Raw genomic sequence first — 14,420 nt, 5'->3', positions numbered from 1 at the left:
AGAACAATTAGTTACCTCAATATTCAATATTCATCCAAGCTCACGATACCTCATCAACCACTTTTCATCATGCAGCTGGCACGCACCGAAGCCAGCGCAGTCATATTCAAAAGGCCGCGCACAGTGATACTTGGCGTCACAATGTGAGCCGATTTAGCGGTGCCAATCAATATCGGCCCAATCGCTATCCCTTCGCCTAAAACCTTGAGCATATTGAAGGAGATATTGGCCGCATCCTGATTGGGCATTACCAACAGATTGGCGCTGTCTTTGAGGCGCGAATTGGGGAAGCGACTTGCTCGAATCTCTTCTGACAGCGCCAGATCAGCATGCATTTCCCCTTCAATTTCAAGGTCAGGCATTCGTTCCCGAACCAATTCCAGGGTGTGCTGCATCTTGCGTGCAGAGGTCGACTCATGACTTCCAAAATTGGAGTGTGAAAGCAGCGCCACCTTAGGCTCGACACCGAACCACAACACCTCTTCTGCACATAGAGTGACGATTTCGGCTAGCTCTTCTGCAGTAGGATCCTCCTGCACATAGGTATCTGCCATAAATAGTGTTCCTGTGTGCAGCACCAGTGCATTCATGGAAGACAATTTATTCACCCCGCTCTCTCTACCGATGATCTCCTCGATATGCCTGAGATGTTTCTGATAACGTCCAACTATGCCACAGATCATTGCATCCACTTCACCCAATGAGAGCATCACTGCAGCCAATACAGTGGGATTTCTTTGCAGATACTTACGGGCCTCCTTTGGTGAAAAGCCTCGTCTCTCGACATGCTTAAAAAATAGTTGTGCATGACGCTCGAAATTGGGGTTCTCCAGCAGCTCAACCACTTCGAAATCATCATTCTCTACTAAGCGCAAGCCTAAAGCCTTGATCCCAGCAAGAATTACATTCCGACGTCCAATCAGTACCGGCCTGGCAATGCCTTGATCCACCGCCTGTTGCGCCACTTCCAGAATCCGCTCCTCCTCTCCCTCTGCATAGACCACCCGTCTGATATCTGAACGAGCCCGTTCAAACATAGGACGCATCGTCATGCTGGTGCGGAATACACGATTCTGCAATCGAGCACGATAGGATTCCAGGTCACTGATCGGCCTCAACGCCACACCAGACTCCATAGCTGCCTCAGCAACCGCGAAGGGCACAGAGACCATCAGGCGAGGATCGAAGGGCTTGGGTATCAGATAATCAGGACCAAATTGAAGGGACTGCCCACCATAGGCGGAACGAACAACATCAGATGACTCAACCTGGGCCATCTCAGCAATCGCCTTTACACAGGCCATCTTCATTGCACTGTTGATCTCAGTCGCCCCTACATCAAGAGCACCTCTGAACAGAAAGGGAAAACAGAGTACGTTATTAACCTGATTTGGATAGTCAGTACGGCCAGTGGCCAGAATGGCATCTGGCCGCACCGCCTTTGCTTCATCCGGTAGAATTTCAGGATTTGGATTGGCCAGGGCCATAATCAGCGGATTCGCAGCCATCTTCGGCAGCCAATCTGCTTTTAATACCCCAGCTGCCGAGAGGCCGAGAAAAACATCTGCTCCATCCAAAGCCTCCTCCAATGTGCGCATTGATGTATCGACAGCGTAGACCTCCTTATAAGGATCCATCTCTTCAGTACGACCCTCATAGACCACGCCCGCAATGTCGGTAACGATAATATTTTCCCGCTTCAACCCCAGATCAACCAGCAGACCGAGGCAGGCTAAAGCTGCAGCACCGCCACCGGCGGTGACCAGCTTTACCTCACCAATCTCCTTACCAACCACTTTCAGACCGTTGAGTATTGCCGCACAAACAACAATAGCCGTACCGTGTTGATCGTCATGAAAGACCGGGATATTCATCCGCTCTTTGAGTGCTTTCTCGATAATAAAACACTCTGGTGCTTTGATATCCTCAAGATTGATGCCACCGAAACTGGGCTCCAGACGAGCCACGGTCTCTATGAATTGATGCGGATCTTTTTCGTCAATCTCGATATCGAATACATCGATATCAGCAAACTCCTTGAACAGAACTGCCTTACCCTCCATAACAGGCTTGGAGGCCAGGCTACCGATAGCCCCCAAACCGAGTACCGCGGTTCCGTTGGTAATCACTGCCACCAGGTTACCTCTGGCAGTATAGTCAGCCGCTTTGTTAGGGTCAGACGCTATCTCTTCACATGCAGCAGCAACGCCGGGAGAGTAAGCCAATGCAAGATCCCTTTGATTGGCCATCGGTTTAGTCGATTTGATTTCAAGCTTGCCGGGTTTGGGAGACCGATGATATTCAAGTGCGGCCTTTCTCAACTCTTCAGACATAAAAATAGTTTTCCTGGGTTATCGATTACAGTTCGGCACCACCATTACAGGAAGGTGACTGACTTGAGTGACGTGGCGAACTGTTGACCCTAACAGACCGCTGCGAATAAAACCTTTACTGCAACTGCCAATCACAATTATATCGGCATTATGCTTTTCCGCCTCTTGCGGAATGCGATCTGCAGGATGACCGGATGTAACCAGAATCTCCCTTACCATAGAGTTCTTTTTTTCACAAAGCGCCATCTCTTCATGACAAAACTTTTCCAGCCGCTCTTTCATTTTTTTAAGGACCTTCTTCATACCCTCATGTTCAAGCTTTTCCAGTTTTTTTCCTGGTAGATAGGTGGAAAGCACTGCTTCACCTGTGCTTCCCAATGGTTCCAGAACATGCAACATAATGATCTCTGCATTGTAGCTCTGAGCCAGGCTGATAGCCTGCCTGAAAACCGGACGCATGTGTCGCCCCATATCGGTGGCATAAAGTATGGTTTTGATTTCAGGAATTGAACTCATTTAGTTATGCCTCACTTATAACCTTTCATCTGATCGATAAAATCAGGAAGGAACAGGGAAATCTGGGGTATATAGGTAATCAACATCAGGAATATCAGCAACAGACCCAACCATGGAAGTGCCGCACGAATGACCCAACCAATAGAGTTACCTGTAATACCCGCCGTAACAAACAGATTCAGCCCCACAGGTGGTGTCAGCATGCCTATCTCCATATTTACAACCATAATGATACCAAGATGAATAGGATCTATACCCAGCTGAGTGGCGATAGGAAACAGAATAGGCGCCATGATCAACAATACTGCAGAGGGTTCCATAAAGTTACCGGCTGCAAGCAATAGCAGATTCATCACAATCAGAAACATCCAGGGATCCAACCCCCAACCTACAATAGTATCCGCAATTGCATGTGGAATACGCTCTGTGGTCAACACATGGGCAAACAACATTGCATTGGCAATAATGAACAGCAGCATAATACTGACTTTTGCAGCATCCAGTACGGTATGCCTGACCTCTTCATCGATAAAAGCTTTTGGCAACGCTACCACTGATTGTGTCAGATTGCGCATCACCATGCCTGCACCATGTTCGCCATCATAGCGCCAGGGTTTGCCTTTCAAAGGCCCCATGTCCCGATAACCGAATACTGAGACAAGGAAAGCATATACAGCAGATACCGCTGCCGCCTCAGTCGGACTGGCGATACCACCATAAATCGAACCCAACACGATCACAATCAGCATCAGACCACCAGAGGCGATAAAACCTGATTTCAACAGCGACTTTATACCCGGCCACGGCTGAGAAGGTAGATTCATGATCCGTGCAGCCACGTAAATCGCTACCATCAACAACAATCCCATCATCAACCCTGGGATGAAGCCCGCCATAAACATCTTTGCTGCAGAGACCTCAGTTGCAGCTGAATAGACCAGCATAACAATTGAAGGTGGAATCAAAATACCCAAAGTACCTGCATTTGCGATAACCCCGGCGGCAAAGGACTCTGGATAGCCTGATCTCACCATCCCCGCTATCACGATAGTACCAATTGCAGCCACAGTCGCTGGTGATGAGCCAGATACCGCAGCAAACAGCATACAGGCCATAACTGATGCCATTGCCAATCCACCACGGATATGACCAACACAATCTACTGCGAAATTGATTAAACGTTTTGCCACGCCACCGGTTGATAGAAATGCTGATGATAGGATAAAGAATGGAATCGCTAACAGGGTGTAGTGTTCAGATAGTGCTTCGATCAGTTTCAGGGCAACTGAAGCCAGCGAGTCGCTGGAAAAAAACAGTATTGTGGCGATGCTCGACATACCCAAAGCCACCGCGATCGGCATACCGATCAGCATACAAATGAATAGCAGAAGAAATAGGGTTGCTGTCGCCATTACTTGACTCCCCCATTCAGATTTTGCCCTTCAGCGGCAAGTTCCTCCGCCAAGCGCATGCTCTCTTCCGCTTCATTGGTATGTGAGAATCCGATTGACTCACCTCTGATCACACGCCATAACAACTGCAGTAACCGCACAGAGAAAAATACAAAGCCGATAATAAGAATACTGTGGGCGACCCAAGTTTCTACCGGGATATCCTCAAGCTCGATGCCGATCTTTTTCATCTTCGACAGATAGATCCAGGAACCATATAAAAACAAGCTACAGTAGACCAGGCTGAGCACGACTGCGACAAGAGATAGAAAACGATGGATTGAATCGGGTAGTGTTTTGACGAAGGCATCCACACCAATGTGAGCACCAACCTTCAGACCGTATGAGATACCGAAGAGTACAAACCAGGCAGATAGATGCAGGGTGAGTTCCTGAGCCCAAAGTAGACCTGTATTGAATACAAAACGTAGCACCACTTCAAGAAAAACCAATAGGGTCATTGCAACCAGCAGTAGAGAGATAATCCCCTCTTCCGCTTTATTCAGTATTTGCTTAAGCATTAAGATTCTCCTCTGACCTCCGCAGTGCCATATCTTTTGGCAATCTTGGAAATCCCTATCCTGCCCGGACTTGTAATTGTTATCCTAGAATTCTTGTAGTGTAAATGGGATCACCCAATGGGTGAGTATAAATACCATTAATTGATGTGGCATATCACTACCTTACGTCAAATTTCAGCGGTCAACTGCGGAATCTAGGATTATTAGTTGCCGAATTCAATCGGGGCTAGAACCCGATTGAATTCAGTAGGTTTATGTAATGTCTCAAATTGCAAGTAGATCTGTCGGCTTACAAGACCGATCCCCATTCACACAGCCTAACCATCCCTATTATTTTGCACTCAGATAAGGTCATTCAACTACTGAGCCCTTACCCCTCGGTTGGCAAACTGATACCTTTTTTGGCCGACAAACAACAAGTGACATCACACAAGTGTAGTCGAGGGTTACATATTGTTTGAATTATAAGCTGCGTCAATCAGCTCCTTACCGATCTCATCCTCAAACTCTTTCCAGACAGGCTTCATTACTTCAACCCACTGGGCGCGCTCTTCGGCACTGAGTGAAATGAGAGTACTTCGTCCAGAGTCAATAATCTTCTGACGGTCATCCACACCCTTCTGCTCGGCAACCGAGTTACCAAATACAATGGCTTCATCCAGCGCTTTTTTGACTTCAACACGAATATCATCCGGCAGATCCATCCAGAATTCGGTAGAGGTTACCACCATATAGTCGAGCAGACCGTGGTTGGACTCAGTAATATAGGGTTGCACTTCAAAGAATTTTTTGGAATAGATGTTGGACCAGGTATTCTCCTGACCATCGATGGCCCTGGTCTGTAACAGGGTAAATACCTCTGAGAACGGTTTTTTAAGCGGTGTGGCCTTAACTGCCTTGAATTGTGCTGCCAATACATCAGAAGTCATAATACGGAATTTCTGCCCTGAGGCATCTGCCGGAACATGAATGGGTTTACTGGAAGAGAGCTGTTTCATACCGTTGTGGATATAGCCCAAACCGGTTAAACCCTTTTTCTTAATAGAGCTTAATAATTTTTGGCCAGCTTCACTTTTTTGAAAGCGTTCGACCGCCTGCATATCTTTAAACAGAAAAGGTAGATCATAAAGCTGAAGTGAACGGGTAAAGCTCTCAAATTTCGACAAAGCAGGTGCTGCTAACTGCACATCACCCAGCAGCATGGCTTGCAGAACCTTGTTATCACCAAACAACTGGGAGTTGGGATAGACCTCAACAACCACTTTGCCAGCAAGACGCTCTGCAACCAGATCCTTGAATTTATTGGCCATCTGGCCCTTTGGTGTATTTTCAGCCACCACATGTGAAAATTTGATCACAATAGGTGCGGCTGACAGGGGAGCTGCCACTAGTGTAGCTAGCAGCGCGAATAGGATACAGGCTCTTCTCATAATGATCCTCCAGAATGGAATCTTAAATTATTTTGGATAACCCGAAAGCAACGGATTGGGGTGAAGGAGAGCAATAAAGGGGCCAACTGTGGTGAAAGTGGAGAATACCAGGGTAATAAAGGGGTGAATCAGAGCGCGTTATCGAACGAGCGTACATAAATCGGCGGATTTCCGCCCATTTCTACTATCTGTAGTGGGGAGATTTCACACATTAAGAAGAGTAAGAAATGCCCTACCCACAGAGGCAGGTAACTGGCACTACTCAATAAACGGGATTAGCGGTCGACGGTGTCCTTCCATGAGACATCCCAGGGGCTATTGAGCCATCGACTCGCTCGATCGGAAAATCCACCGGTGTCTGGTGACTCAGGCACAGCGGTGATCTCGATACTCTCTTCAGCCGCAACATCATCAACACCAACAATCTCTTCAGATTCAGCTACAAAACTGAGTTTATTCAAAGAGGCCCCAGACGAAAGCAGTTTCTGATCCTTTTCAAGATTGGAGATAACCCCCTTAAGGATCTCTTTCATTCCATCCGGATAGACTGGATTGGCTAACATACCCTCGACATCTGCCTTCATCTCGTCGATCTTCTGTGCTGCTTTATCTCGTTGCTGCTTCTCCTGATTATCAAGCTCAACAAGCTGTTTTTTTATCACTTCAGGTGAGACAGGGACCGGCGAACCAGGGGTTGGCACACCTCTTTTACGAAGTAAAACCCGCATCGAGACAGCGGTCTGGGCAGTTCGTTTGAACTCATCGAGAAGATCGAGGGGGCTAGACTCCTGATCATCACTTGAGAGAGAGATGAATTCGATATTTTCGTCCTGAGAATAATCCAAGCCAGAGTAGTGGAGTATCTTTTCCAGCTGACTCTTAATAAGGGTTTCCAGGTTGTTGAAATAGACCTGAATCTGTTTGACAGGCAAATTGCGTAGACTTTCGCTCAAGGAGCTGAAGAGATTCAGTGCACTCTCTGGAAGATCCTTGGAAGGAACACCCAGCACCAATACAGAACTGAGACTCTCCTGCATGCCCTCTATTGCATTAGTGATTTCGACAATCTGTTGAAGTATTCTGCGCTTACCTTCCAGCTTGGCGATATCGTTCTGCATATTGTCAGTTAGTGGATCGTTTAAAGGCATTGCTACTCCTTACGGTTTTTTACCTGCAGAACAGTACTAGGCTTGGTTCGGAAAACCATCAATTTTGACGCGAATTTTGAAATCCAAGGCTTAGCGTTGTTGCGGGCCTCTCTCTATAGGAATGTAGCGGCAAAAAAGCACGCTGCTTGAATAAAATTAATTCCCAAGCTAGCTGATTTATGAGCACTATTAAATGTACTCAGTGTTTAATTTCACAGTTGATGAGTCATGCTTTTGCAGGTGTTGTTACTTAACGGCTGGCACTAGTGTGGTGGTGTAGGGTGTAGGGTGTAGGGTGTAGCCCTGCCGCACCATCAGGTTGCGGGTTTCTCAATAACCCCGCTACCAGCAAGTGTTTAGTTTATCCTGGTTTCCGCAGTTGGCCGCTGACATCTGCTGTAAAGTTACTGAAGTTTATGCCCACCCATTGGTGAACTCATTTACGCTACATCAATTTGTGAAAGATGTCGGTTAGCCTGCTCGTCAGGTGGTTTCGGTTGGGCATGGTGCGGCAGGGCCGCACCCTACTTCGCTTGAATTATATGGGCACCTCTATTAATTGCTTGTGTCCATATGTCAGATAGGTGTGGCATGAGCAGAAGTGCGGTGATCTCTGAAAAAGACCTTTTTAAATCAGGCCGCTCATTTTTTAGTTGCACGAATAATCCGTGCCAGATCGTGAGCAAATGCCTGTGCGACCTGGCTCCTGCCTAGCTCATTGAGGTGGCCACCATCGGAGGTATAGCTACCGATCAGAGCGTAGTATTCTTCTCCATCCATGCTGAATGATTCCCGACGACCGTTGGCATAGGTCGATTGACTTCGTGCAATATCGACTACATGAGTATCACTGTAATTATCGAGTAGCAGACGATTAAACTGATTGCGCTTACGATTATCCAGCTTGCTATTGTTTGCTCTGCCAAGCATCTCTCTGATCCAGACACCAAGCCCGCCAGGACTATGTCTGAGAGGTGTTGTGGTGTGAATAAAGGTGATCTCTGGGTGTCTCTGAATCAGTCCATCCATGGTGTTTTTATACGCTGAGAATAGCTCAGACACATCAGATTCGCGGTTGATGTCGATATAACAGAACTTTAACAATGCATAATCGATCTTGTTTGAGAGTTCCTGATCGATTATCCGCTCAAAGTCTTCACATTTTGTCAGTGGCTTTTGGTTTTGACCAATCGGTGTATGTACCAGACAGCCAGACTGACGCTCAGCAAGATAACTTTCAAGATCGAGAATTGGGAGATCCTGTTGTGATTGCCGGGCAAGTTCCTCTAAGCCGGTAATAATATTTTCACCTACAGACTGATGGCCAAAAAATATGCTTGCACGCTTCAGCGTTTCCATATCCGCTTTAAATTGCTGTGACATACCAGGTTCCCATTGCTTTGAATCCGTCTGGCAAGCAGCCAACAGAGAGAGGCTGATTGTGATACAGAGGGTGATTAATATTCTCATTATTTATTGCACAACTTTACAAAACACCTTTACAAAATTTTGTAAGCCTCCAGTAGAAGCTTTTCCGTTGTTTCCCAGTCTATACACTCATCTGTTACTGAAACCCCATACTTCAAATCAGATGGATGCTCGGTGATATCCTGCCGTCCGGCATTTAGATGACTCTCCAGCATCGCCCCGAGTATCATTGCATGCCCCTCACCAGTAGATCTTGAGTGAGCAATCTGCTTGATCAGATCGTGCCATACGATCACCTGGCGCTCATAGTTTTTTCTGCTGTTGGCATGAGAGCAATCAACCATCAATCTAGGTGCCAGACCAGCCTTACGAAGAGAATCAGCGACATAGAGTACATCTGCACTATCGTAGTTTTCGCCCCGGCTTCCACCACGCAGTATCAGGTGGGTATCCTCATTACCTGTAGTAGCGATGATAGATGACTCTCCCGACTCATTGATGCCCAGAAAGGTATGGGGATTCGCCGCAGACAGCATCGCATCTATGGCAACTTTGGTATTGCCATCGGTTGAATTTTTAAAACCAACAGGTGTTGAAAGACCTGAAGCCATCTGTCGGTGGGTCTGACTCTCAGTGGTTCTTGCACCAATCGCCACCCAACCCAATAGATCACCAATATACTGGGGCGTGAAAGGTTCCAGAATTTCACTCGCTGTTCCTAGCCCAAGCTGATTGATATCCAGCAGCAGCTGTCTGGCAAGTTTCAAACCCCGGCTCATATCGAATGAACCATTCATCTCAGGATCATTGATCAATCCCTTCCATCCGATCGTGGTTCGAGGCTTTTCAAAATAGACACGCATTAACACCAGCATCTTGTCATTGAGACTTTCAGCCAGCGGTTTCAGGCGTTGTGCATACTCCATTGCTGAATCGGGGTCATGAATTGAGCAAGGCCCGACAATCACCAGGGGGCGATCATCCTCCCCAACCAGAATATGATGAATAGCCTCCCGCACCCTGACGACATGATCGTATATCTCGTCACTGACCGGCATCGCCTGCAGAAGCTCTGATGGCCGGATCAGTGGCTGGGCACTGGCTACTCGTAAATTCGAAACTCTTTTTAATAATGCAGGTTGGTCTTGGTTCATAATGAACAACTCTCTCGTGAATTTGCTCAACACTATTCATTCGTGATTGGTGGGGCATCGCCCCACCCGACAAAATTGTTAGCGTTTAGGATATGGCCATACCTCACCAATCCACAGATAGCTGAATCGTGCGGCCATCCTGTGCACCTTTAATAAGTCCATCAGCCCGATAGTGTAGATAGGCCTCAATAGCAGTATAACCGTTATCTAAAGACTGCCCCGCATCATCATGATCAGGATCCATGCCGTTAACTACTTCCCAGTCATCCGCCATACCGTCCATATCCCTGTCCTTTTGCATGCTCTTATCTCTCAATCCCTGAAGAAACCACTCATCATCGGGATTTTGCGGTGCCCCCCTTCTCCAACCACCCGTTCCGGTGATAACCTCGCTGATCGTACGGCGGGTCACCCTGTCCCGAGGAAAAGCACCCGCCAACGCCAATACCTTCAGATAGGCCTTGGTTGCCTCTTCAGTTTCAACCTCTGCCACAGGAAACTCTCTCTGCGCCAACTCTCCCTCGCGACTGAAGCCAATTTTAAAAGAGGAGAAAAAGCCCACATCTCCTGGACGATCGACTCGACCATAGCCTGCCAAGTGGTTTCCATGCAGATAGTATTTGCCATGATCACTGAAATGATAGAGCGTTACCCGATCGGCACTCGGCCCCCGCTTGTAATAGTTGCCAACGATATTAATACCCGCGGCAGGCTTATGGCCGTCATGCCCCAGGCCCTCTTTAAAGTCGTAGATGACATTGTTACGAAAATCTGCAGGTTTCTCTTTTACATATGGGGAGAGTGAAGGATTTCTTCTCGAGTTATGAGCAAACAGATTGTGATGTATGGAGATATTGCCGCTATTCGGATAGGCGCTGAGCAAGGCGAAATTATGCGCTACATCTTTACTGTGCCCAGCTGGGTCTGACTCTTCCAGTGTACACCACTGTACTGTGACTTCTGATGAATGAATGATATCGAGCAGTTCATCATTTCCCCAGGCCAGGGAGAGATGGTCGAGGATAATCCGCTCAGACTTTGGAAGTTGAATCACATCTCCAGTATGTCCTCTTACCGGCTTTTGGCGTATACGTAAGAAGCGGATAATAAGATCATGTAGCCGCTCACCATTTTGCGGGGCTGCAACGATCCGTCCAACCAGCGTGATGCCCGGGCTTGGGGCACTCTCCCCGGCAATGGTGATATTGGAGTGTTGAATACGCAAATCTCCACGAATCACACCAGCAACATCGAATACCACAATTCTCGGACCTTCAGCTGCCGCTGCAGCCTGCAGACTGCCGGGGCCTTGAGCATTCAGGTTAGTCACTCTGATAACCCGGCCACCTCGTCCACCCACTGAGACAGCACCAAATCCCTCTGCACCTGGAAATGCGGCAACGGGGTTATCAAAAGCTGCACTGACCGTTACATTAACCAGCCATAGCCCAACCATCCCTAAAAGGTAGAACAGCACCCTCAACCGTTGACCAACTATCGAGTGAGGCATCTCCATATCGTCTCCTTGGTAACTCATTTAGCAATCTCTGCAACTGTTGCACTCAATAGCTGTGCCAGATCACGAGGGTCTAATTCAATCTCAAGTCCCCGTTTCCCTGCGCTCACATAGATAGTTGAAAAACCTTCGGCTGAGGCGTCTATCACCGATGGTAATTGTCGTTTTTGTCCTAATGGACTGACGCCACCCAGAACATAACCACTGCTTCGCTGCACTGCTCGCGCATCAGCCATGGTCGCCTTTTTGACCTTCAAAACTTTTGCCAGAAGTTTGAGATCCAGTTTCGATGAGACGGGCACTACAGCTACCGCCAATCCCTTCCCTTCCAGGGAGACCACCAGTGTTTTAAAAACCAGATCAGCAGGCAGACCAAGTTTTTCCACCGCCTCCATACCAAAGGATTCATGCTTCGGGTCATGTTCATAACTATGGGTGGTGTAGGAAATGCCAGCCCGCTTAGCCACCTCAATAGCTGGTGTCATCAATCATCTCCCGTGGTATAGGCAACAACCTGGTGAGTGATATACATAATCAATAGGACAGCAGCACCGAAAAGATAGAGACCGGTATGTATCTCAATCTGGGCTACCACCCCCAGTTTTACAGTTACGATCATAACTGCCACCACCATCACATCCAACATCGCCCAGCGACCGAAATCATGCATCCATTTAAGCCAGCGAGAGAAATGGGGCGATCCAATCTGGCGACTGTGCAACAACAGAAATAGAAACGCTATCTTAAACAATGGCAATAAAACACTGAACAAGCCCACTACGATGAACAGAAACCAGTGCTCCCGCTTAAACAGTTCCACAACACCGGAAATAACAGAAAAGGAGTTGGCAATAAACAGAAATTTAGTCAGAGTCAACATCGGCAGCCAGAGACCGAAAATCAATAATCCGCCGGATAACACCAACAGTACCTTCAGGCGCCTGGCAACCTCTAACGGTATCTGAATCTCTTGGTTTTTTGCTTCAACCTGCATCTTGCAACCGGCCTGGCATCATCACAGTAAAACAGATCATCGATATGCAGTAGTTGCAATCATCAGAGGTAAACAGTTCAGCTGGATAGCCATAAATTATCTTCAATCAGCGCGGCAGTCATTTTCATAATGAGTAGTGATCGCCTATATCCTTACTGGAAAATCTTGCCATTGTGTCTGATCCACCCGCCTTCATGCCGACCCTGTGGATCATGGTGAGTCCAGTGGACTACCCCACCCTTCTCATTCCACTCATAGACACCATGGATCTCTACCCGGTCTCCCACTTTAATACCTTCCAGACGAGGCGCCAAATCGATATTGTGTGCGACTAAAAGTGTACGCCCCGAGTCAACACGAACAATAAAACGTTGATGACGACTACCTTTGCGGTCATCGGGTAACAGCTTTTTCACCTTACCCGCAAGGGTAAGCTGCAGATCCTGAGCCCGAGTCTTAAAAGCCAACTCGATCTGTTCCTGAGTAACGGCTTTAGCAGACTCAGAAACAGGGGGAGTGACTACATCGTCTGGGGACCATAACCCCAGATAGCCTGCAGCGACCAAAAGCAGCAGGGCTAAAATTTTCTTCAATAGAGACACGCTGAATATTTACCCATTGGTCGTTTACCCTCCAGCAGAAGGTCTATTAATTGACCCGTTGGCCAGTGATATAACGACCACCATCAAAGGCACTAAAGAACTCCTTCAATAGAGGGTTTTCAATCGGTTCAATCACAGGATCGTGAGTCAGATTGCGCTCGGCCACATAAGTCTCATCGCTTGAGCCATGCACCAGTACCCGATACCAGGGCATATCTTTCGGGGGTTTTGACCTGGCCACTTGCTCATACCATTCATCGGAAAGCATGAACACAGGATCAATATCAACTACCACGCCGCGATAGTTAAAAAGACGATGGTGAACCAGATCACCCACTCCAAACTTTGCATGGCCGGTCTGGATTTCAGAGTTTGACAAGAGCGACTCCCAATTGATGAGGTTTCACCTCATATTACCTATAAAAGTGAGCTTGAGCCATTGTTGGCTTTTTACTGACCGAGTGGTACTAATCAGACCATAAGTATGCGCCAACTCCGTCACTCTGCAGCGATCCTTATTACTTCACAAACTGATTCTCTGATGCTTTATGGCCGCTATTAAGCGAGGCCCACTCTTGATATCATCGCGCATTGCTTTTTTTGGGGGGGACACTTCTAACATGAAACTGGCCAATTTTTATACAACAGAAGACGATCGAGTCTCCTTTTCGCGGCATCAAGCGAGTCATTTTGCAAAAGATATTGCTAATGATTTCAATCCAATACATGACGCCGACGCAAAAATGTTCTGCGTCCCCGGAGACTTGCTGTTTGCAGTTGCTGTTGACCATTTTGGCTTGAGCCAAAAGATGTGCTTCCACTTTTTCGGCATGGTCACCGATCAAAAGCTGATCTTTTCCGACAGTGGTGATTCCAAAATAGACATCATTGACGATGAAGGAAAAAAATTCCTAGGCATTCAGAGAGATGGAGAAATCAGTCGTGATGCTTCCTTGATCAGTAACCTTACTCAGGGCTATGTTGCCTTTTCAGGTAAGACCTTCCCGCACCTGCTGGTTCCTTTGATGGCGCAGCAGAATGTCATGATCAATCCTGGCAGACCCCTGGTTATGTACCAGAGCATGGAGTTCACTCTTGAACACCTCAATGAGATGCACGAGCCATTTTTGGAATCCACCAACTCCAGCCTGGAAGTGCAAGGTAAAAAGGCCATTGCTAAACTCGATTTTCATATCATGGAGCAAGGTCAGGAGGTGGGTCATGGCACCAAGTACATGGCGCTGCGTGGCCTGCAAACCTACCAGGAGGAAGGCATGCAGCGTGTAGTGGATAGCTACAACAGCTATAAAGAGGCTTACTCTTAAGG

Annotated in this window: 14 protein-coding genes; 1 reads left to right on the top strand and 13 read right to left on the bottom strand. The window is 47.4% G+C overall.

What is annotated here, in order from left to right; genetic code table 11:
• Positions 1-53: 53 nt before the first annotated feature.
• The 13 genes from AC4IE7_RS17690 to hspQ all read right to left on the bottom strand — a co-directional run bounded on the left by AC4IE7_RS17690 (position 54) and on the right by hspQ (position 13,472).
• On the bottom strand, positions 54-2,333 hold the full coding sequence (locus AC4IE7_RS17690) for an NADP-dependent malic enzyme (RefSeq protein WP_490778189.1): 2,280 nt from the start codon (positions 2,331-2,333) through the stop codon (positions 54-56).
• An 18-nt stretch (positions 2,334-2,351) separates the two neighbouring features.
• Positions 2,352-2,849 (bottom strand): universal stress protein, encoded by a 498-nt coding sequence (locus AC4IE7_RS17685; RefSeq protein ID WP_490778188.1) that lies wholly within the window; start codon positions 2,847-2,849, stop codon positions 2,352-2,354.
• 11 nt (positions 2,850-2,860) lie between these two features.
• On the bottom strand, positions 2,861-4,261 hold the full coding sequence (locus AC4IE7_RS17680; RefSeq protein WP_490778187.1) for a TRAP transporter large permease: 1,401 nt from the start codon (positions 4,259-4,261) through the stop codon (positions 2,861-2,863).
• Positions 4,261-4,821 (bottom strand): TRAP transporter small permease, encoded by a 561-nt coding sequence (locus AC4IE7_RS17675; RefSeq protein ID WP_490778186.1) that lies wholly within the window; start codon positions 4,819-4,821, stop codon positions 4,261-4,263. Before AC4IE7_RS17675 ends, AC4IE7_RS17680 begins: the two co-directional genes overlap by 1 nt.
• A gap of 446 nt (positions 4,822-5,267) precedes the next feature.
• Complete coding sequence (locus AC4IE7_RS17670) at positions 5,268-6,251, bottom strand: TRAP transporter substrate-binding protein (protein WP_490778185.1); 984 nt, start codon at positions 6,249-6,251, stop codon at positions 5,268-5,270.
• Between the two features lie 275 nt (positions 6,252-6,526).
• Entirely contained in the window at positions 6,527-7,399 is an 873-nt protein-coding gene (locus AC4IE7_RS17665) for a hypothetical protein (RefSeq protein WP_490778184.1), read from the bottom strand.
• 642 nt (positions 7,400-8,041) lie between these two features.
• Entirely contained in the window at positions 8,042-8,782 is a 741-nt protein-coding gene (locus tag AC4IE7_RS17660; protein WP_490778183.1) for a hypothetical protein, read from the bottom strand.
• A 116-nt stretch (positions 8,783-8,898) separates the two neighbouring features.
• Entirely contained in the window at positions 8,899-9,981 is a 1,083-nt protein-coding gene (locus tag AC4IE7_RS17655) for a 3-deoxy-7-phosphoheptulonate synthase (RefSeq protein WP_490778182.1), read from the bottom strand.
• A 103-nt stretch (positions 9,982-10,084) separates the two neighbouring features.
• The gene (locus AC4IE7_RS17650) at positions 10,085-11,518 is read right to left on the bottom strand and encodes a pectate lyase family protein (RefSeq protein ID WP_490778181.1); all 1,434 of its coding nucleotides are present in this window, start codon (positions 11,516-11,518) and stop codon (positions 10,085-10,087) included.
• Positions 11,515-11,982 carry a Cys-tRNA(Pro) deacylase gene (gene ybaK, locus AC4IE7_RS17645; RefSeq protein ID WP_490778180.1) on the bottom strand — a complete coding sequence of 156 codons (468 nt, stop codon included), beginning with the start codon at positions 11,980-11,982 and terminating at the stop codon, positions 11,515-11,517. Before ybaK ends, AC4IE7_RS17650 begins: the two co-directional genes overlap by 4 nt.
• The gene (locus tag AC4IE7_RS17640) at positions 11,982-12,491 is read right to left on the bottom strand and encodes a paraquat-inducible protein A (protein WP_490778179.1); all 510 of its coding nucleotides are present in this window, start codon (positions 12,489-12,491) and stop codon (positions 11,982-11,984) included. The genes ybaK and AC4IE7_RS17640 overlap by 1 nt, the downstream gene beginning before the upstream one ends.
• 152 nt (positions 12,492-12,643) lie before the next feature.
• The gene (locus tag AC4IE7_RS17635; protein ID WP_490778178.1) at positions 12,644-13,084 is read right to left on the bottom strand and encodes a DUF3465 domain-containing protein; all 441 of its coding nucleotides are present in this window, start codon (positions 13,082-13,084) and stop codon (positions 12,644-12,646) included.
• Positions 13,085-13,139: 55 nt separating this feature from the next.
• The gene (gene hspQ, locus AC4IE7_RS17630; RefSeq protein ID WP_490778177.1) at positions 13,140-13,472 is read right to left on the bottom strand and encodes a heat shock protein HspQ; all 333 of its coding nucleotides are present in this window, start codon (positions 13,470-13,472) and stop codon (positions 13,140-13,142) included.
• A gap of 241 nt (positions 13,473-13,713) precedes the next feature.
• On the opposite strand from hspQ, the gene AC4IE7_RS17625 reads away from it, so the two are divergent.
• Positions 13,714-14,418, top strand: a complete 705-nt coding sequence (locus AC4IE7_RS17625) for a DUF3581 family protein (protein ID WP_490778176.1) — start codon at positions 13,714-13,716, stop codon at positions 14,416-14,418.
• The last annotated feature ends 2 nt before the right edge of the window (positions 14,419-14,420 follow it).

It is taken from the genome of Candidatus Thiodiazotropha sp. AKAK3 (genome assembly GCF_058244645.1).
The sequence above is the reverse complement of the archived record's forward strand: the minus strand, read 5'-3'. Positions and strand labels throughout refer to the sequence as shown.

Coding starts and splice junctions, on each gene's coding strand:
- AC4IE7_RS17690 (WP_490778189.1), bottom strand. CDS start 2,333: ATGTCTGAAGAGTTGAGAAAGGCCGCACTTGAATATCATCGGTCTCCC.
- AC4IE7_RS17685 (WP_490778188.1), bottom strand. CDS start 2,849: ATGAGTTCAATTCCTGAAATCAAAACCATACTTTATGCCACCGATATG.
- AC4IE7_RS17680 (WP_490778187.1), bottom strand. CDS start 4,261: ATGGCGACAGCAACCCTATTTCTTCTGCTATTCATTTGTATGCTGATC.
- AC4IE7_RS17675 (WP_490778186.1), bottom strand. CDS start 4,821: ATGCTTAAGCAAATACTGAATAAAGCGGAAGAGGGGATTATCTCTCTA.
- AC4IE7_RS17670 (WP_490778185.1), bottom strand. CDS start 6,251: ATGAGAAGAGCCTGTATCCTATTCGCGCTGCTAGCTACACTAGTGGCA.
- AC4IE7_RS17665 (WP_490778184.1), bottom strand. CDS start 7,399: ATGCCTTTAAACGATCCACTAACTGACAATATGCAGAACGATATCGCC.
- AC4IE7_RS17660 (WP_490778183.1), bottom strand. CDS start 8,782: ATGTCACAGCAATTTAAAGCGGATATGGAAACGCTGAAGCGTGCAAGC.
- AC4IE7_RS17655 (WP_490778182.1), bottom strand. CDS start 9,981: ATGAACCAAGACCAACCTGCATTATTAAAAAGAGTTTCGAATTTACGA.
- AC4IE7_RS17650 (WP_490778181.1), bottom strand. CDS start 11,518: ATGAGTTACCAAGGAGACGATATGGAGATGCCTCACTCGATAGTTGGT.
- ybaK (WP_490778180.1), bottom strand. CDS start 11,982: ATGACACCAGCTATTGAGGTGGCTAAGCGGGCTGGCATTTCCTACACC.
- AC4IE7_RS17640 (WP_490778179.1), bottom strand. CDS start 12,491: ATGCAGGTTGAAGCAAAAAACCAAGAGATTCAGATACCGTTAGAGGTT.
- AC4IE7_RS17625 (WP_490778176.1), top strand. CDS start 13,714: ATGAAACTGGCCAATTTTTATACAACAGAAGACGATCGAGTCTCCTTT.